Annotated in this window: 16 protein-coding genes and 1 pseudogene; 8 read left to right on the forward strand and 9 right to left on the reverse strand. The window is 59.7% G+C overall.

Annotated features, from left to right (window positions below):
• Positions 1-155 precede the first annotated feature (155 nt).
• Positions 156-914: an SDR family oxidoreductase gene (locus tag AB4Y89_RS23925; protein WP_442303462.1), complete on the reverse strand. Its 759-nt coding sequence runs from the start codon at positions 912-914 to the stop codon at positions 156-158.
• A gap of 92 nt (positions 915-1,006) precedes the next feature.
• Between AB4Y89_RS23925 and AB4Y89_RS23930 the strand changes: the two genes are divergently transcribed.
• Together AB4Y89_RS23930 and AB4Y89_RS23935 are read left to right on the forward strand one after the other, a co-directional pair.
• A complete protein-coding gene (locus tag AB4Y89_RS23930; RefSeq protein WP_442303463.1) occupies positions 1,007-1,432 on the forward strand; it encodes a winged helix-turn-helix transcriptional regulator in 426 nt (141 codons plus the stop codon).
• Between the two features lie 99 nt (positions 1,433-1,531).
• Positions 1,532-2,365 (forward strand): hypothetical protein, encoded by an 834-nt coding sequence (locus tag AB4Y89_RS23935; RefSeq protein WP_442303464.1) that lies wholly within the window; start codon positions 1,532-1,534, stop codon positions 2,363-2,365.
• 191 nt (positions 2,366-2,556) lie between these two features.
• Here AB4Y89_RS23935 and AB4Y89_RS23940 read toward each other — a convergent pair whose 3' ends face one another.
• The gene (locus AB4Y89_RS23940) at positions 2,557-2,844 is read right to left on the reverse strand and encodes a DUF2164 domain-containing protein (RefSeq protein ID WP_442303465.1); all 288 of its coding nucleotides are present in this window, start codon (positions 2,842-2,844) and stop codon (positions 2,557-2,559) included.
• A gap of 162 nt (positions 2,845-3,006) precedes the next feature.
• On the opposite strand from AB4Y89_RS23940, the gene AB4Y89_RS23945 reads away from it, so the two are divergent.
• Positions 3,007-3,846 (forward strand): alpha/beta fold hydrolase, encoded by an 840-nt coding sequence (locus tag AB4Y89_RS23945; protein WP_442303466.1) that lies wholly within the window; start codon positions 3,007-3,009, stop codon positions 3,844-3,846.
• A gap of 88 nt (positions 3,847-3,934) precedes the next feature.
• Here the strand turns inward: AB4Y89_RS23945 and AB4Y89_RS23950 are convergent, their stop codons facing one another.
• The 4 genes from AB4Y89_RS23950 to AB4Y89_RS23965 all read right to left on the reverse strand — a co-directional run bounded on the left by AB4Y89_RS23950 (position 3,935) and on the right by AB4Y89_RS23965 (position 9,944).
• A complete protein-coding gene (locus AB4Y89_RS23950; RefSeq protein WP_442303467.1) occupies positions 3,935-6,289 on the reverse strand; it encodes a phosphoketolase family protein in 2,355 nt (784 codons plus the stop codon).
• Positions 6,290-6,430: 141 nt separating this feature from the next.
• Positions 6,431-7,621 (reverse strand): acetate/propionate family kinase, encoded by a 1,191-nt coding sequence (locus AB4Y89_RS23955; protein WP_442303468.1) that lies wholly within the window; start codon positions 7,619-7,621, stop codon positions 6,431-6,433.
• Positions 7,622-7,633: 12 nt separating this feature from the next.
• A complete protein-coding gene (locus tag AB4Y89_RS23960; protein ID WP_442303469.1) occupies positions 7,634-8,767 on the reverse strand; it encodes a mechanosensitive ion channel family protein in 1,134 nt (377 codons plus the stop codon).
• A 277-nt stretch (positions 8,768-9,044) separates the two neighbouring features.
• Positions 9,045-9,944: an alpha/beta hydrolase family protein gene (locus AB4Y89_RS23965; protein ID WP_442303470.1), complete on the reverse strand. Its 900-nt coding sequence runs from the start codon at positions 9,942-9,944 to the stop codon at positions 9,045-9,047.
• Between the two features lie 55 nt (positions 9,945-9,999).
• On the opposite strand from AB4Y89_RS23965, the gene mnmG reads away from it, so the two are divergent.
• Both mnmG and dnaB read left to right on the forward strand, forming a co-directional pair.
• Complete coding sequence (gene mnmG, locus AB4Y89_RS23970; RefSeq protein ID WP_442303471.1) at positions 10,000-11,913, forward strand: tRNA uridine-5-carboxymethylaminomethyl(34) synthesis enzyme MnmG; 1,914 nt, start codon at positions 10,000-10,002, stop codon at positions 11,911-11,913.
• 248 nt (positions 11,914-12,161) lie between these two features.
• A complete protein-coding gene (gene dnaB / locus AB4Y89_RS23975) occupies positions 12,162-13,544 on the forward strand; it encodes a replicative DNA helicase (protein ID WP_442303472.1) in 1,383 nt (460 codons plus the stop codon).
• Positions 13,545-13,951: 407 nt separating this feature from the next.
• On the opposite strand, the gene AB4Y89_RS23980 is transcribed toward dnaB, so the two are convergent.
• On the reverse strand, positions 13,952-14,368 hold the full coding sequence (locus AB4Y89_RS23980) for a hypothetical protein (RefSeq protein ID WP_442303473.1): 417 nt from the start codon (positions 14,366-14,368) through the stop codon (positions 13,952-13,954).
• A 144-nt stretch (positions 14,369-14,512) separates the two neighbouring features.
• Positions 14,513-14,707 (reverse strand): hypothetical protein, encoded by a 195-nt coding sequence (locus tag AB4Y89_RS23985; RefSeq protein WP_442303474.1) that lies wholly within the window; start codon positions 14,705-14,707, stop codon positions 14,513-14,515.
• A gap of 155 nt (positions 14,708-14,862) precedes the next feature.
• On the opposite strand from AB4Y89_RS23985, the gene AB4Y89_RS23990 reads away from it, so the two are divergent.
• From AB4Y89_RS23990 to alr, 3 genes are read left to right on the forward strand one after another with little or no spacing between them, the layout of a single operon-like run.
• On the forward strand, positions 14,863-15,240 hold the full coding sequence (locus AB4Y89_RS23990) for a VOC family protein (protein ID WP_263416972.1): 378 nt from the start codon (positions 14,863-14,865) through the stop codon (positions 15,238-15,240).
• A gap of 30 nt (positions 15,241-15,270) precedes the next feature.
• Entirely contained in the window at positions 15,271-15,969 is a 699-nt protein-coding gene (locus AB4Y89_RS23995; RefSeq protein WP_442303475.1) for a helix-turn-helix transcriptional regulator, read from the forward strand.
• A gap of 57 nt (positions 15,970-16,026) precedes the next feature.
• Positions 16,027-17,211, forward strand: coding sequence for an alanine racemase (gene alr, locus AB4Y89_RS24000; RefSeq protein ID WP_442303476.1), 1,185 nt, complete (start codon positions 16,027-16,029; stop codon positions 17,209-17,211).
• A gap of 56 nt (positions 17,212-17,267) precedes the next feature.
• Here alr and AB4Y89_RS24005 read toward each other — a convergent pair.
• Positions 17,268-17,414: pseudogene (locus AB4Y89_RS24005) on the reverse strand (IS5-like element ISAs34 family transposase); the annotation flags it as partial.

Genomic DNA, 17,414 nt, shown 5'->3' on the forward strand with positions numbered 1-17,414 from the left:
CAGGACGGCCCACATGACCCGCTCGGCCTGGCAACAACCCTTCTATCCGATTCCACTGAGCATCGGTCAGCTCGTAGCGCAATACTCCCATGCAAAAACTGCAACAAAAACTCTCCCGCAGCGGAAGTGAATATGTCGATACGCCCTAGTTTTCCTTAGTGCCCGGCGAGCAGGGTGTTGAACTGCTCGAACCAGGCGTCGAACTTTTCGGCGTTGAAGTCGCCGGCGAAGCGTAGCGGATGGACGTTCTTCACCAGGATCTCCTTTGCCTGCGGCTGGGTTTCCAGAATCTGCATGGTCTCGTCGATGAAGGCATCCAGAGGCATAGCGCGGGGATCGCTCTTCTGATGCGGTCCAAGCAACTCCGTCTGCACATAGGGCGGAGCCAGTTCCAGAACCTCGACGCTGCCGCCCTTCAACTGGTAGCGCAGCGACTGCGACCAGGAGTGGATCGCAGCTTTGGTGGCCGAGTAGGTCGGCGTCAGCGCGAGCGGCGTGAAGGCAAGCCCGGAGCTGACATTCATGATCGTCGCACTCGGCTGCTTCTGCAGTGTGGGCAGAAGTGCGGCGGTCAGCCGAATCGGCGCCAGGAGGTTGGTGTTGATGGTCTCCTCTGCTGCCTTGGGATCGATGACCTGTTCGGTCTTCATAATGCCGGCCATGTTGATGAGCACATTCAGAGCGGGATACTTTGCCGTCAGCTCCGCGGCGAAGGCATTGATGGAAGCCTCGCTCTGCACATCGAGCTGCACCCCAACGGTACCTGGGTTCGCCGCAGCAACCTGGTCCAACACCTCTTTGCGGCGGCCGGCGATGATGACGGTATTGCCGCGCTTGTGAAAGGCTTCGGCGAGACCGCGGCCAAGACCGGAGCCGCCGCCTGTAATCAGAATCGTGTTTCCTGTGACCTTCATGGGTATGCTCCCTCTTGAGTTACTGTAGGAGTGCCACTCTCTTTTGGGAAGTAGGCACTTTTTCGTATGTCAGTTACCGTGAGGTAAGTAATATGGCTCCCGCAAAATCCTCAAAGAAGAAACCGAAAGCCGCCCTGGCCTTCCAGTCGCCGGACGGAAAGTCTTCCCCACACCCTGACCTGGATGCATTGGTGCAACAGACCATCGCCCGTGTCGCCGACAAGTGGACGCTGCTGACTCTCGAAGTCCTGGATCAGCATGGTACGCTGCGCTTCACTCAACTGGCAGAGCTGGTCAATGGCGTAAGCCAGAAGATGCTGACGCAAACGCTGCGGCAGATGGAGGCCGACGGATTTGTCACACGAACGGTGCATCCGGTCATTCCACCAAAGGTGGAGTACACGCTGACGGTGCTGGGCCGCAGCCTAGGAGAGGCCTTTTGCAGCGTGTGGACGTGGGCGGAAAAGAACTACAAGGCCATCGAGAAAGCGCGCACGACGTACCGCGAGCGCTCCTGAATTTCCCGATAAGGAACACGAACTTCACTTTGTCGTCTGGAAAACGGATAGCCGGAAGTTAACCGGGATAACAATGGCAGTCGAGACAAAGGTGCTGCCATGAAGCTCTGGTTCGTAAAGTTCGCTGCTTGTATCACGTTGTCGGTTCCAATGGCCGGTACCGCCCAGGCCGCCGACCAGATGCTGCGAGTGCAGACGACACCGATGGAGGTTATCGTCGCGCTGATCTCAAAGGAGAGCTCCGCCTCCAAAGCGCGGCCGGCGTACCTGTACACCTCCTACGAACGCTCAGACCGCACGAATGGGAGATTGTGGAAGGAGCGGGTCGCCGACCTGCCGGAAGGACGCATCCGCCTGCTGGTGGAAGAGGACGGCAGGCCTCTGGATACCTGCCGGCAGCAGACCGAGCGCGACCGGGTAAAGCAGATCACCGGCGACTCCGAAGCGCTACAGAAGGACGTTCACGCGCAGCAGGAAGACTCCCAGCGCGCGCAGCGCATGTTGGACCTGCTACCTAAGGCGTTTCTGTTTGAACGGGTGGGACAGGAGGGGCGATATACCCGCATCGCCTACCGTCCTAATCCGGAGTACACCCCAAAGAGCTTCGAAGAGCGTGTCATGCACGCGATGCATGGCACGGTGCTGGTGGACGAACGTGAGTTCCGCCTGCACCAGCTCGATGGCCGCCTGGAGAAAGACGTGAGCTTCGGCATGGGTCTGCTGGCCACGCTTCGCAGCGGCAGCAGCTTCAGCACCATACGGGAGGAGGTAGCTCCATCCATCTGGAAGGTTGCGAAGATGCAGACCCGCTTTGATGGACGGGCGATCTTCTTCAAAACCATCAATCGCCAGCAGCAGTCAGAGCACTCAGAATTCAAAGCCCTGCCGGAAGGAACAACGATCACCCAGGCAGTGGAGTTGTTGTTGCAGTAGTAGAACGGTGGAATCGCTGCATTGCCATACCTGAAGTTTGTTGCAATATCTGCTTGGGGGTAATTGGAGGTTTTTCCGATGCCCCGCTTTTCCCTCAACGTAACGAAGAGCAAAACCGTCAAAGCTGCACTCGAATACCCCATACCACCTCCGCGGGTGATGGGGTATTCGCTTTTAACAGCCCTTACGGCTTAACGGCCCGGGCGACGCTTCTGGGTGCGCGAAGGCCAGTACTGAAAGGCGTCGGCGTGTAGCTCTCCGTCGAGGTCCATCAGCTTGTGCTGCATGCGCTGCTGGGCGTCGGCGACACCGCGGTTGTAGACCAGGGGCCCGATCTCTTCCAGGAAAAAATCCAGTAGTAAACCCGCCGCCAGCGTATTGAGCGGTTCGGCCAGATTCTGCTCGGCGTAGGTCTGCAGGGAGGCGATCGCCTCCTGACGGTCTTGGGCTGAAAGTTCGGTGAGCTTCTCGGTTGGCACTCCTGTCCCTCCCCGTTCCCGCCTGGGAACACTTTAAGATTAAATCCCGCAATGCAACCTTCACCTCCCTGTAACAGTCCTGTAACATGGAGCGTTGGGACTTCCGTGCCGTCTGTGTCAGGGAAAGACCCGCAGTTTGAATGAAGGGACGCACAGAGGGCCGTGTCTGCAGCACTCAATATCCGTGAAGAAGAGGTCGTCGTTGACGGTATCGCGGTGCACTATCGCGTTGCCGGAACGGGGCGTCCGCTGTTGCTGCTGCACGGGTTGCTGGCCGACGGACAGACCTGGCGGCGGAACCTTAAGGATCTGGCGCGCCATTCCACGGTCTACGCCGTAGATCTCTTCAACATGGGGAAGAGCCAGCGGGTCGCAGGCCTGGACGCGAGCCTGGAGGCTACCGCCGACCGGATCGCACGCCTGATGGATGCCCTTGGTCTGGACGAAGCCGATATCGCCGGACACTCGCACGGCGGAGCGCTGGCGATGATGCTGGCCGCGCGACACACGAACCGTGTCGGCAAGCTGGTGCTCTTCGCTCCGGCAAACCCGTTCTGCGGACACGGAGCGCGCAATGCACGCTTCTTCTCCACTCCGGTAGGCGCCTGGTTGGGACGCCGCGTTCCGCAGTGGCCGGGTCTGGTGCACCGTGCCGCCCTGCGCCGCATGTACGGCGAGCCCTCGCGAATCATTGACGGAACGCTGGCCTGCTACACCGAGCACCTCAGCATCCCCGGAACCATGGATCACCTTCTGGCGATCGTGCGCTCCTGGGGCAGCGACATGCGCGGCCTCAAGAAAGTCCTGAACCGGCTGGCCGATGTTCCGGCACTGCTGATCTGGGGCGACCGCGACCGCGCCGTCAGCCTGCCTTCGGCACAGCTGCTGGCAAAGGAGATGCATCACGCCGAGCTGCTGGTGCTGCATGGCGTCGGACATCTTCCGTTTGAGGAACAGCCAGAGGTCTGCAACCGCGCTATCGCGCGGTGGTTGAATAGTTGATTTGTTGAATAGTTGAATGGTGTGGCAAACTTTGCTGCTCGCCCATCTCCGCCACTATTCAACCATTCAACGTTTTTCAACCATTCAACTAACTAGTCCACTTCCAATCCCTCACTTCCGGCATATCTTCGCCGTGTTCCGCGACGTAGAGTTTGTGCTCCTGCATCTTTTCGCTGTGGAGCTGGCGAACGCGGTCGTAGTCTTCGGGTAGTGCATACCTGACGCAGTCGAGCGCAAGTGAGAAGCGATCGATCTGGTTGAGCACCGTCATATCGAACGGTGTCGTCGTGGTGCCTTCCCCGCGGAAGCCGTGGACGTGGAAGCTGGCGTGGTTGCGGCGCTTGTAGGTGAGCTTGTGCACCACGGTTGGGTAGCCGTGGAAGGCCATGACGATCGGGCTTTCCTGATCGAAGATCCTCTCGAAGTTTTCGTCGTCGATGCCGTGAGGATGTTCTCCGGGCGTCTCCAGCGTAAAGAGATCGACGATGTTGACGAATCGGATCTTGAGGGCTGGCGCCCAGTTTCGCAGCACCGTCACAGCGGCCAGCGCCTCCATGGTGGGAACATCGCCGGCGCAGGCGAGGATGACGTCCGGCTTCTCCTCCGGCGCACAGGTGGAAGCCCATGCCCAGATACCGAGACCTTCGGTGCAGTGACGCACTGCCTCATCCATATTGAGATAGGTGTGTGCCGGTTGCTTCCCGGCGATGATGAGGTTGATGTAGTTGCGGGAGCGCAGGCAGTGGTCGCCGACCGAGAGCAGGCAGTTGGCATCGGGCGGAAAGTAGATGCGCGTCACCTCGCTCTGCTTGTTGGCGACGTGGTCGATAAAGCCGGGGTCCTGGTGCGAGAAGCCGTTGTGGTCTTGCCGCCAGACGTGCGAGCTGAGCAGATAGGTCAGCGAAGCGATGGGCTTGCGCCAGGGTAGCTCTTTGCACGCCTTCAGCCACTTGGCATGCTGGTTGAACATCGAGTCGATGATGTGGATGAAAGCCTCGTAGCAGGAGAAGAAGCCGTGACGGCCGGTAAGGAGATAGCCTTCGAGCCAGCCCTGGCAGAGATTCTCTGACAGCACTTCGAGCACGCGGCCATCGGCGGCGAGATTCTCATCGACGGGAAGCAGCTCACCCTCCCACTGTTTCGGCGTGGCCTGGTAGACATCCTGCAAGCGGTTGGAGGCGGTCTCATCGGGGCCGAAGATGCGGAAGTTGCGATTGCCGGCGTTGTAGCGGATGACGTCGCGGAGGTAGTCGCCGAGGATCTTTGTGGCCGAGACCTCATTTGTGGCGCAAGGCACATTGCACTTTACGGCGTAGTCGCGGAAGTCCGGCAGCACCAGCGGCTTCAACAACTCGCCGCCGTTGGCGCTGGGATTGACCGACATGCGCAGGTCTCCCTTGGGAGCAAGGTTGAGCAACTGAGGCACGGGACAGCCGCGATTGTCGAAGAGCTCTTCCGGCTTGTAGCTCCGCAGCCACTCTTCGAGCAGCGTGAGATGCTCGGGGTTGGAGCGCACTTCATCCAGCGGCACCTGATGCGAGCGCCAGGTGCCCTCCACCTGTTTGCCGTCCACCATATGCGGCCCCGTCCAGCCCTTGGGGGTGCGCAGAATGAGCATTGGCCAGGCCGGCCGCTGCGGCGGATACTGGCTCGCGGCATCGGCACGAATCGCGGTGATGTGATCGAAGATGCGATCGAGCGTCTCTGCCATCTTTCGGTGCATCACCTCGGGGTCATCGCCTTCGACCGTGTACGGCGTGTAACCGTAGCCGCGGAAGAGCTGCTCCAGCTCCTCCTGCGGAATGCGCGCCAGCACCGTGGGATTCGCGATCTTGTAGCCGTTCAAGTGAAGGATGGGCAGCACGGTGCCATCGGTCACGGGATTGAGGAACTTGTTCGAGTGCCAGGAGGTTGCCAGCGTACCCGTCTCCGCCTCGCCGTCGCCGACGATGCACGGAACAACGAGATGCGGGTTGTCGAAGGCTGCGCCATAAGCATGCACCAGCGAGTAGCCGAGCTCGCCGCCCTCATTGATAGAGCCGGGGACGTTGGCGGCGCAGTGGCTGGGAATGCCGTAGGGCCACGAGAACTGCTTGAAGAAGAGTTTGAGACCGTCGGCATCCTGCTGAATGTTGGGATAGGTCTCTGAATAGCTGCCTTCGAGGAAGGTGTTGGCAAGGATGCCCGGAGCTCCGTGACCGGGCCCGGTAATCAGCAGCATGCTGAGGCGGCGGGCCTTGATGATGCGATTGAGGTGCACGTAGACGAAGTTGAGGCCCGGCGTGGTGCCGAAGTGGCCGAGCAGGCGCGGCTTGATATCGCCGACCGTCAGCGGACGGCGAAGCAGCGGATTGTTGCGCAGGTAGATCTGTCCGACAGAAAGATAGTTGGCAGCGCGCCAGTATGCATGAATACCGGCGATTTCCTCAACGGTGAGCGGCATCGCGTGTCTCCGTGGTTAAGGGTTGGCTGGAGCATTTTTCCTGTGGGTGTAGTGTCGGGTTTCGTCATCTATGGGCGTTTTCCGCAATGAAAACGCCGCTGCACTCCTTTTCCGGGATACCCAGCTACAGGGAAAATGCTCCTACTGGAGGGCCTGCGTGCACTCGTGTGCCAGCTGCAGGCCTTCGTCTGCGTGAATCACCCATACGGCGAGTTTTGATGCCGGCGAGGAGAGCAAAGTGTCACCCGCCATGACATTTGTATTTCGGGCGGGGTCGACGTCGACGCCCCAGCCTCGGAGCCCCTCAAGAATGGGGCCTCTTACTTCAGGAGTATTCTCTCCGATGCCTCCGCCGAAGACAATGGCGCGTGCATCGCCAAGCACCGCAAGATAGGCGCCCATAGTGGCGCGAACGCGATAGGCGTACATCGCCATGGCCAGCAGCGAACGGTCATCTGTCTTCTTGCGCAGGATGCGGGTATCGAGCGATTGGCCGGAGATCGCGAGCAGGCCCGACTTCTTTTCCAGGAACTGCAGCGCGTCCTGCGAAGAAAGATTTTCGTGCTGCATGAGAAAAGGCAGGATCGCCGGATCGATGGAGCCGGAGCGCGTCCCCATCATCAGGCCCTCCAACGGCGTGAAGCCCATCGAGGTCTCTACCGATTTGCCTTCGCGGATGGCACAGACTGACGATCCGCTCTCAAGATGACTGGTGATGACGTTCGCCTGTTCGAGGGGTGTGTTGCTCAGTGAGCAGAACTGCTCCAGCTGATAGCGATGCGAGAGGCCGTGGAAGCCGTACTTGCGAATGCCGTGGCGATTGGCGACATCGTAGTCAATCGCGTAACGCCATGCGACCTCGGGCAACGTGTGATGAAACGCGGTATCGAAGGTGCAGGCAATAGGCAGGGCGCTGCCATGCTGTTGCAGCGCGCGAATCACCTTGACCGATTTGGGATTGTGAAGTGGAGCGAGCTCGGCGCGGGCCTCGATCTTGTGGATTACCTCATCGTCGATTCCCACCGCCGCATCGAAGTCGCTTCCACCGTGTACGACGCGAACACCGGCAAGATCGGGTTTGGGAAGATCAAGCTTGTCGAGAGCGTCGAGTGCAGCTGTGGTCATCGCGTCGAAGTCACCCGCCGGCAATGGCTCGGAGTGCAGCGACTGGTCGCCGCGCGTGATCTCGAGTGTGGTGTCCTTACCGACGTTGTCGATGTCGCCGGTGAGCAGGCGTTTGCCGGCAGAGGCCTGCGGCTGGTTCGCGGTCGTCTCGACAAGGTCGAATTTCAGCGAGTTGCTGCCCGGGTTGAAACAAAGGACGAGCGGCATGACAACTCCAGCTTACGAGGCCTTCTGTATCGGTGTCGTGAATTTCTCGGCGGTTTCGCCCTGCGACCGGCCAGCGTCGGGCAGAGAAGCGAAGCGCGTGCGGGGGAAGTGCTGCGGGTAGTTTTCGCGAATGAACTCCATCATCTTTTCGCGGACGATGCAGCGGAGATCGAAGTTGTCGCCGGCATTGCGGTTGCTGACCAAGCAGCGCAACTCCATGGTGTGTTCCTTAATGTCGGTGACCTGTAACCCGCAGACTTTGCCGTCCCACAGCGGCGAGGCCTGGCAGATCTCACGCAGCTTCTGGCGCAGTGGCTCTACAGGAATGGTGTAGTCGACGTAGAGGAAGGCGGTGCCGAGGATGTCGGAGGACTGGCGTGTCCAGTTCTGGAAGCTGTTCTCGATGAAATAACTTAGCGGCACGATCAGCCGGCGCAGGTCCCAGATCTTGACGACGACATAAGCGGAGGTGATCTCTTCAATGCGTCCCCACTCACCCTGCACGATGACTACGTCGTCGATGCGGATGGGTTCGGTCAGTGCAATCTGCACACCGGCCAGAAAATTCGAGGCGGTGGACTTGGCAGCAGTGGCAAGAACGAGCGAAGCAATGCCGGCAGAAGCGAGCAGACCGGTGCCTGCCTTCCAGAGACGGTCATCGTGGAATGTCCAAAGGCAGCCGGCAACGGTGACGACGACGATAAGCGAGATCAGGAAGCGGCGAAAGAGCCCGAACTGCGTATGGATGCGGCGGGCCTGGATGTTGTCGGTAGAGGTGATGTCGTAGCGGCGGAGAAAGATGTTCTGCACCACATAGACAAAGCCGGTAGCAAACCATCCCAAGGAAAGGACGAACAGAATCGCCATCACCTGCCGCACATCGTCGTGATAACGGGCAGGAATTGGCAGGAAGGGCTCTGCCAGAAAGAAACAGGTCAGCACGAAGATTGCGCGCGCAGGACGAGCGAGATAGCGCTGCAGACCAAGGCCAAGACCCTTCGTTGCAGGACTGGTACTCTCCGCCTGCTTCCGGCGAAGGACACGGAAGAGCACCCAGTGAAAGAGATTGGAGAAGACCAGGGCGGCGCAGAAGAGGAAGAGGGCAAAGAACCAGCCATGCCAGACATGGAGGATTTTGGTGAACATGCCGAAAGAAATCTCCCGAGGTGTGGCGCTGGCCGGTGGCCGTCTATATGGGATGACGCGGCGGGAGGGAGAGGTTGTAAGAGCTTCTCAGAACTGGGTGGCCCATCCATCGCGACGCGATGAATGGGATATCTGGTCCGGACCCGCCGCGCTAATGAAATGACAAACAAAGACGGTTCGCGCGGAGCGCGAATGCCCACATCTGCTTGCACCCCAACGAACAAAGTTCGTCGGGGACCCCGCGGCACAGATATGGGCACCCGGTCGCGGGTTAGATCTACAGCTTTGCGAGCCAGTCGAGAATTGTCGTCTGCAGTGCAATGCGCTGATCGGAGTAGCCGTGGTCTGTTGCGAGGTGTTTTGTGGCTACTTGTGTATTTCCGCTGCTCGTCAGTGCTGCCGCAAATGCATCATTCGATGGAGCAAGGCCGTCATCCGAGGTAAGAATCAGGTACGGAACCTTCGTCAGCTTTGGCGCCAGTGTGGGGAAGTCCCACTGCGTGAGATTCGCCGCCAGCTCCTTTGCCAGTCCCTCGGGTGTGCAACCTGCCAGCGGCGCCATGCCTTCCTTGGCAAGATGTTCCGCGACCTTAGTGACGGCCACGTTCTTTGCCTGTGGTGGCACCTGCCGGATCGCTTCCATGCCCATATTCGCCGCAGACATGGTCACCACAGCCTTAATACCCGGTGTACGTGCCGCTACTTCGTTGGCGACGAAGCCGCCCATGCTGTGGCCCAAAAGCACGAGTTGTGAAGGATTTGCGCGGAGCCGGGCAGCCACAGCCGGATCGCGTAGCCAGGCAATCGCCGCCTGGGCATCTTCGATGCAATGCGAAAACGAAAACTCTCCCGGCGTACCCCACGCGCCGCGGTAGTTGAAATACACCACATCCCATCCGGCACGGCGGAGGGTTTGCGCCAGGTCGAGATTGCGCTCGTTGCCGGGAAAGCCATGCAGCAGGAAGGCCACCGGATGCGGCCCCGTACCGGCGGCGATGTAGACCAGGCCGTTGAGCAGGGCTCCGTGGCTGGGGATCTGTACGGACTCCATCGTCGCCGGATGTGCATGATCCATCGGAGGATCGGCCGAGATAGCCGACTGCTGGGCAGCAGCCTGCGAAACAGCAAGAGAGACGGACAGCGCCAGGGCGAACAGGAACGCGAGGAGTCTTTGCATGAAACATTCTCCCCGAATCCCCTTAAAATAGGAAAGAAGGATTCCGACGGAAGCGATGGCGTTTACAGAACAGTTCGATGTGCTGGTAGTGGGTGCAGGGCATGCAGGCTGCGAAGCCGCGATGGCTGCTGCACGCATGGGCCTGCGCACCGCGCTGTTCACGCTGAACCTTGACCTGATTGCGCAGATGAGTTGCAACCCCGCCATCGGCGGCATTGCCAAAGGACATCTTGTCCGCGAGGTCGATGCCCTGGGCGGCATTATGGGCGAAGTCGCTGACGCTGTCGGCATCCAGTTCCGCCTGCTGAATACCTCGCGAGGTCCCGCCGTGTGGTCGCCGCGGGCACAGTGCGACAAAGCGCTGTATCGCGTAAAGATGCGCGAAATGCTGGAAGGCCAGCCAAACCTCTTCATCAAGCAGGCTGAGGTTGTCGACGTCGTGCTGGAAGATACCGCCGACGGCGCTCGCCGCATTACCGGCATCCGGCTGCGCGACAGCCGTGTTGTGCATGCCGGCGCAGTCGTAATCACCACCGGCACCTTCCTGAACGGGCTGATCCATTGCGGCGAGGAGCGTTACACCGCCGGCCGCTCCGGCGAACCTGCCTCCGTCCTGCTGGGCGAAGCCCTGAAGCGCCTTGGCCTGCGCGAGTGCCGTCTGAAGACCGGTACGCCTCCGCGCCTGGACGGACGCACCATCGACTGGTCGCGCTTTGATGAGCAGCCCGGCGATGCGGATCCGACTCCATTCAGTTTCCGCACCAAAACCGTGCCACAACTCCGTCAGGTGAGCTGCCATATCGCCTATACCACGCCGGAAACGCTGGAGATCATCCGGCAGAACGTACACCGGTCGGCGATGTACTCCGGCCAGATCGAGGGCATTGGACCGCGCTACTGTCCCTCGATCGAAGACAAGATCGTCAAGTTCCCGGACAAGACGCAGCACCAGTTCTTCCTGGAACCCGAAGGCCTGAACACACACGAGGTCTACATCAACGGCATGAGCACCAGTCTGCCCATGGAAGTGCAGGCGGCCATGGTGCACTCCATCCCTGGACTGGAGATGGCCGAGATGCTTCGGCCGGGCTACGCCATTGAGTACGACGCCATCGATCCGACCGAGCTGGACCGCTCGTTGAAGGTGAAGTCGATCGACGGTCTGTATCTCGCCGGACAGATCAACGGGACGTCGGGATACGAGGAAGCTGCCTGCCAGGGCCTAATGGCTGGCATCAATGCCGCGCTCGGCGTGAAGGGTGAGGCCCCGTTCTGGCTCGATCGCGCCGACGGATATACCGGTATCCTGATCGACGACCTGATCTCGAAGGGCACCAATGAGCCCTACCGGATGTTCACCTCGCGGGCGGAGTTCCGTCTGCATCTGCGCATCGACAACGCCGACCGCCGGCTGACCCCTAAGGGACGCACCCTGGGTCTGATCGGCGACGAAGCGTGGGCCGATTACGAGGCTAAGCAGGCGCGCATGGTTGCCTTGGAGAAGCTGCTGGCAACCGAGCGTCTTCGTGAAGGCGAAAACAAGGGGCAGACACTCGCCCAACTTCTGAAGCGCCCTGAGGTCACCATCAATCAGCTTCTGCCTCTCTTCCGGGACAAGCTTCAGGAAGACGACCGCTTTGTGGCGATGACCGCCGGCCTACAGGGCGAGACCTTACCCTCATGGGTGCGCAACGAGCTGAAGTCGGTGGAGACCGAAATCAAGTTCTCCGGCTACCTCGACCAGCAGCGCCGCAACATCGAGAAGCTGAAGAAGGCCGAAGAGCGGTCGATCCCCGAATGGTTCGACTACACCCAGGTCAGCGGCCTCTCCCGCGAGATGAAAGAGAAGCTTGGCCGTGTACGCCCGGCGACCATCGGCCAGGCCAGCCGGATTCCGGGAGTGACCCCGGCGGCGGTGAGCCTGATCAATATTTACATCGAGATACAGGGCCGCAAGCAGGCGGTTTAGGGGTCGTGTTCTGCCCTCAGGGGCTGTAAAGCCCGCTCATAGGCTCCCGTGAATTGGGACGGCTGAAGCCGTCCCTTAAGCAAGACAAGCGCACCTGAAGGTGCGCTATGGCTACGCTGTGTTTATAAATGATCCGGAGAACGAGACGGGTCTTCCACATTTCCTCACCGCAAGAGTTTTGTGCAGAATTTCTGAACCAAAAAGGGTGCGGCGCTGCCGGGAGAATCGGCCTACTCTTTAAAGAAGCAATGGCCTCTTATCTTCAGATTCTTGAGCAGCAAGGCGCACCGGCAGCGCTGCATGCCGAAAATACGATCCTTGGCGCCATGCTCACGGACTCGCTGGCGATTACCGATGCCACCGCGCGGCTGAAGATCGACGACTTCTCGCTGGACTCGCATCGCCGCATCTATGGCGCAATGCTGGAGATGATCGAGGCCGGTCACGCCATCGACATCGTGACGGTCTCCGACAATCTGGCCCGCAAGAAGGAGCTGGAGGGGATCGGCGGCATTCCGTATCTCTCGTTCCTGACCGAGGGCATTCCGCGGAATCCGAATATTGAAGACTACGTTCGGATCGTCAAGGACAAGAGTCTGCTGCGCCAGTTGATGAGCGTGTGCAACGACGGTCTGCTGGCGTCGGCCGACCAGTCCGAGCTCGCCATCGATGTGCTTTCGCGCGTGGAAGGCCGCATTCTGGAGATCGCCGAAGGCGCCATCCAGAAGAGCTTCTCTTCGATTGGTGAGATCGTCGCCGAAAGCTTTGGCACCATTGACGCCCTGTACGAACAGGGCCGCGAGATCACCGGCCTGCGTACCCACTATGGCGAGTTCGACCGTATGACCAGCGGCCTGCAGCACTCGGAGCTTACGATCATCGCCGCCCGTCCCTCGATGGGTAAGACAGCGTGGGCCATCAACATCGCCCAGAACTCGGCGGTGCGCGATGGTAAGGTAGTCGCGGTCTTCTCGCTCGAAATGAGCAAGGAATCACTGCTTCGCCGTATGTTGGCCAGCGAAGCACTGGTCAACTCGAAGAAGATTCAGACCGGCTTCCTTCCGCGTGAAGACAAGCAGAAGCTGGTCAACGCATTGGACCGGCTGATGTCGTCGAAGCTCTATGTGGATGACACCCCCGGCATCACGCTCGCCGAGATGCGCGCGAAGGCCCGCAGGTTGAAGCAGCAGGAAGGGGCCCTGGATCTGATTGTGATCGATTACCTGCAGCTTATGACGGGCTCCACCGGACCGGGTAAGAAGGGCTTCGAGAGCCGTACGCAGGAGGTCTCTTCGATCTCGCGTGGCCTCAAAGCCCTCGCAAAAGAGATGAAGGTTCCCGTGATCGCGCTTTCGCAGCTCTCGCGTGCCAGCGAGCAGCGTGGCGGCGAGAAGAAGCCGATGCTGAGCGATCTGCGCGAGTCGGGATCGATCGAGCAGGACGCCGACGTCGTCTGCTTCATCCACCGCGAAGAGTACTACGATCGCGAGAACGAAGATCTGAAGGGCAAGGCCGAGATCATCATCGCCAAACAGCGTAACGGCCCGACCGGCAGTGTGCACATGGCGTACTTGAGCGATTACACACGCTTCGAGAATCTGGAATCAGCTCACTCCGGAGCTGAATACTAACCCCTCAAATGTGAGTCTCTGGCAAGATGAGGAGCACTCCCTTCGTTGCCCCATTCTTCGTTGAAAACGAAGGGTGGGGTATCGAGCGAAGCGAGACCGCTTTTCATCATATTGACCGGAATACATCCGTAGAGAAGCAGATTTCTCCGCTCCCGTTGGTCGCTACGAAATGACAGACAAAAAGCGGTTCGCGCGGAGCGCGAATGCCCAACTCCCCGAGGGACCTGGAGCACCCCCGCTCTACCGCCTTGCTTTGGCCACGTACACGAAGAAGGCCTGTTCCTATCTGCAAAGGTCTTGAAGCCGTGAGCGTGCATCGCATAACGCCCACGGGTCCCAAAGCTGCCAATCTGGTGAGCTCTCTGCAGTAGAGCTCGCTATTACTGACGAGGCTTGCGGGCAGGTGATTACACGGCGGTAGATTCCATCTCTTTTGCGAGTACGGCAAGAGCCGGAGCCATGAGAGGCTCAAAGCCGCTATCGATAGGGACGTCTTTCCCTTCCTGAATCCAATTCCAGACTTGAGGTTGCAGGAGCCACCGCCTTAGCTCCAACGCCTGGTCAGGCGCAGATTCCCAGAAGGCCGCGGTGAGTGTGCCTCCATTGGCAAACTCCTCTCCATGCAACGTAACGAAATACAGAAGATGCTTCGTCGCTGCGACCGTATTTATCTCACTCCAAAGATCCAGATATGGGGAAAGAGCGACGCCCGTTTGTGCAATAGAAGAGAGCAGCGTCTCGATCTCAAAGAACGCGGGAAGAACGGGATTGACCGGATAACTTTGGATAGCAAGTTTCCAGATCTGCTCCATGAAGCCGCTCACAGCATCTATTTCCACGGACGGCCATGAAAGAAACTCCGCATATTTCAGCTTGCTGAAGAGAATCTCGGTGTTATATCGATAGTCCTCCGACGCAATCCCTTGTAGCAGACGTGGCAGAAAGTATTTGAAGTTCTGAGCGTTGCCCTAGGTTGTCATGGCGCTGAAGGAATAGTCTGCGAGTTCAGCGAAGTCCATCGATACCGCCGTCCGGTGGAGGAGCGGATCAATTGCATCAGACTTGGTGCAACCGCAGGGACAAAACTCCATCTCCTGAACAGGGCCATACGTCGAAAAGACGCTGTACAGGCGTTCAATCGCTGCTTGAAGCTCATGCGTCATCGTCGATCTCCCTCTTACAGAATACGGAACTGATCGATCACTCTCCTATTGGCGCCGGAAGTTCTACTCAGAAGAATCCTGAAAACCTACTGACAGGATGCTGTCAGTAGGACGTCAGTACGCTGCTTCTTGTAATCGACAAGGAGACCGACCGTATGAGTGAACGACCGCAGTCCGCTGCCACCTGGTTTGAGATTCCCACCCTTTCCATTGAACGTGCACAGGCCTTTTATGAGCAGGTGCTGGAGATGAACATGCAATCGTTCCCCGATGAGAACCCGATGGTGGTTTTTCCCAAGGATCCTGCCGGCACCGGCGGTGCGCTGGTGCAGCGCGAGTTCCAGAAGCCGTGCGATTCCGGCACGGTCGTCTATCTGAGCTGCAAGGGCGATCTTGCTCCGGTGCTGGAGCGGGTGAAGGCCAAGGGCGGCTCCATCCTGATTCCGAAGACCGAGATCACCGGCGGCTTCGGCTTCTTTGCCTGCATCCGCGATACCGAGGGCAACACCGTCGGTCTGCATTCCACCGAGTAACCACCGCTACGACGGGATACCATTGCTGCCATGCGCCGTGCCGACCGGCTCTTCCGTATCGTTCAAGTCCTGCGTGCCGGCCGTTTGCTGACGGCACGCGATCTCGCCCGCAAGCTGGAGGTGAGCGAACGCACTGTTTATCGTGACGTGCGCGACCTTCAGCTCTCAGGCATGCCGATTCTCGGCGAGGCAGGCGTGGGCTATACGCTACGCCGCGACATGGATCTTCCTCCGCTGATGTTCAATGCCAACGAATTAAGCGCGCTTGTCCTCGGAGCCCGGCTGGTGAAAGCCTGGGGCGGTGACGAGGCCGTTGCCGGGGCAGCCGATGCTCTGCGCAAGATCGAAGCCGTCCTTCCGCCGGAGATGCGCCAGCAGATCGACTCCGTGATGATGTATGCACCGGGTTACCGGCTGCAAAAGACCGTGCGTACGCTGATCGACCGCATTCACGCGGCATGCGTGGAGCAGCGCATCATCCGCTTCGACTATTGCCGGGAAGACGGGCAATGGAGCCATAACCGGCGCGCGCGTCCGCTGGCGCTTTACTTCTGGGGCGGCGCCTGGACTGCTGCCACCTGGTGCGAGCTGCGCAACGACTTCCGCCTCTTCCGCCTGGACCGCATGGAAAAATTCGAGCTTCTGAATGAACCCTTCACGCTGAAGAAGGGCCAGCGCCTCGAAGACTATCTGCGCCAGTTCGAGAAGCCGAAAAACGCAAATGGGTAGCCGCTAAGGTTCCCGGCAGGTGAGATTCCACCGCAGCGCCCACTAGCATGGAAGTAGATGCGCGCTGTTGAACCCAATCACGTACGGCCGGTATGGGCCGAGATCTCGGCCGTGCGGCTGGCAACGAACTATCGCCATACCCGCGAAGCTGCAGGCATGGAGCTGCTCGCCGTTGTAAAGGCAGATGCCTACGGTCACGGCTCCGAGTTGTGTGCTCCGGTTCTTGCCGGTTCCGGCGCCGCGTGGCTGGGTGTGACCTCGGTGGAAGAGGGCGTACGCGTCAAGGCATCGCTGGGCATGCTGCCAGGCTTCCTGCAGCCGCGCATCCTGGTGATGTGTGGCGTGTGGAATGGTGAGGCCGCTGTGGCCGTAGAACATCGCCTGACACCCGTGATCTGGGAGGAGTACCAGCTTCGCCTGCTGGAAGATGCTGCCCGCGCCCGCAGCCTGGGGCCGAAGAGTTTTCCCGTCCACGTAGAGGTCGATACCGGGATGGCTCGCCAGGGCGTTGCCGATCTGGCAGCGTTCGCCGCGCTGATCGCCGAGGACTCTCCGTTGCGAATTGAGAGCGCGATGACGCACCTGGGTTCAACCGAAGAGGCAGGCTCTCCTTTGAATCGGGAGCAGATGGATCGCTTCGCCGCACAGGTAAAAGCGAGCGGTCTGCGGCTGGACTGGGTCCACGCGGGAAACACCTCCGGTGTCGACGCCGGACAGATTCTCTCGCAGATCAAAGAGATCGCCACCGCCTGCGGCGCACAACCGATGACACGATCCGGCCTTGCACTCTACGGCTACGCTCTGAAGCTGAGCGGAGCCGCACCCCATGTGCGGCAGACACTGCAGCCGGTGATGGCCTGGAAGACACGCATTCTGAGCCTGCGCGATGTTCCTGCGGGAGCGACCGTGGGCTACAGCGCCACCTTCACCGCACCGACGCCCATGCGGCTGGCGCTGATCCCCGTTGGATATGCGGATGGACTACGGCGCGAGCTCTCCAATCGCGGCCGCGTGCTGTTGCGCGAGACACATGCACCGATCGTCCATGCACCGATAGTGGGGCGCGTCTCCATGGACCTGACCGTGATCGACGTCACCCACGTTCCCGACGCCGCCATCGGTGACGAGGTCACACTGATCGGCGACGGCGTTCCGGTCGAAGAACAAGCCGCCATCGCAGGCACGATTCCGTATGAGATCCTTTGCGGCATCAGTGATCGAGTGACACGGATCCTTGTCTAGTTACTAGTTCCTGGTTGCTAGTTGCTAGTTTGAATGCCCATCCAATGAAGGTGTAACTAGGGTGTATCGACAAATTGCTGGAGGTGTAACCACGAGCATGCGAGGGCGACGGTAGCAGCGAAGCAAGCAGCGTATTTGCAGTATCTTGTGGCGAACCTTCTGAACTGTTTGAGTCTGTTGAAGCATCGTTCGATGCGGTTTCT

It is taken from the genome of Terriglobus sp. 2YAB30_2, from assembly GCF_052114765.1.
Lineage (GTDB): Bacteria > Acidobacteriota > Terriglobia > Terriglobales > Acidobacteriaceae > Terriglobus.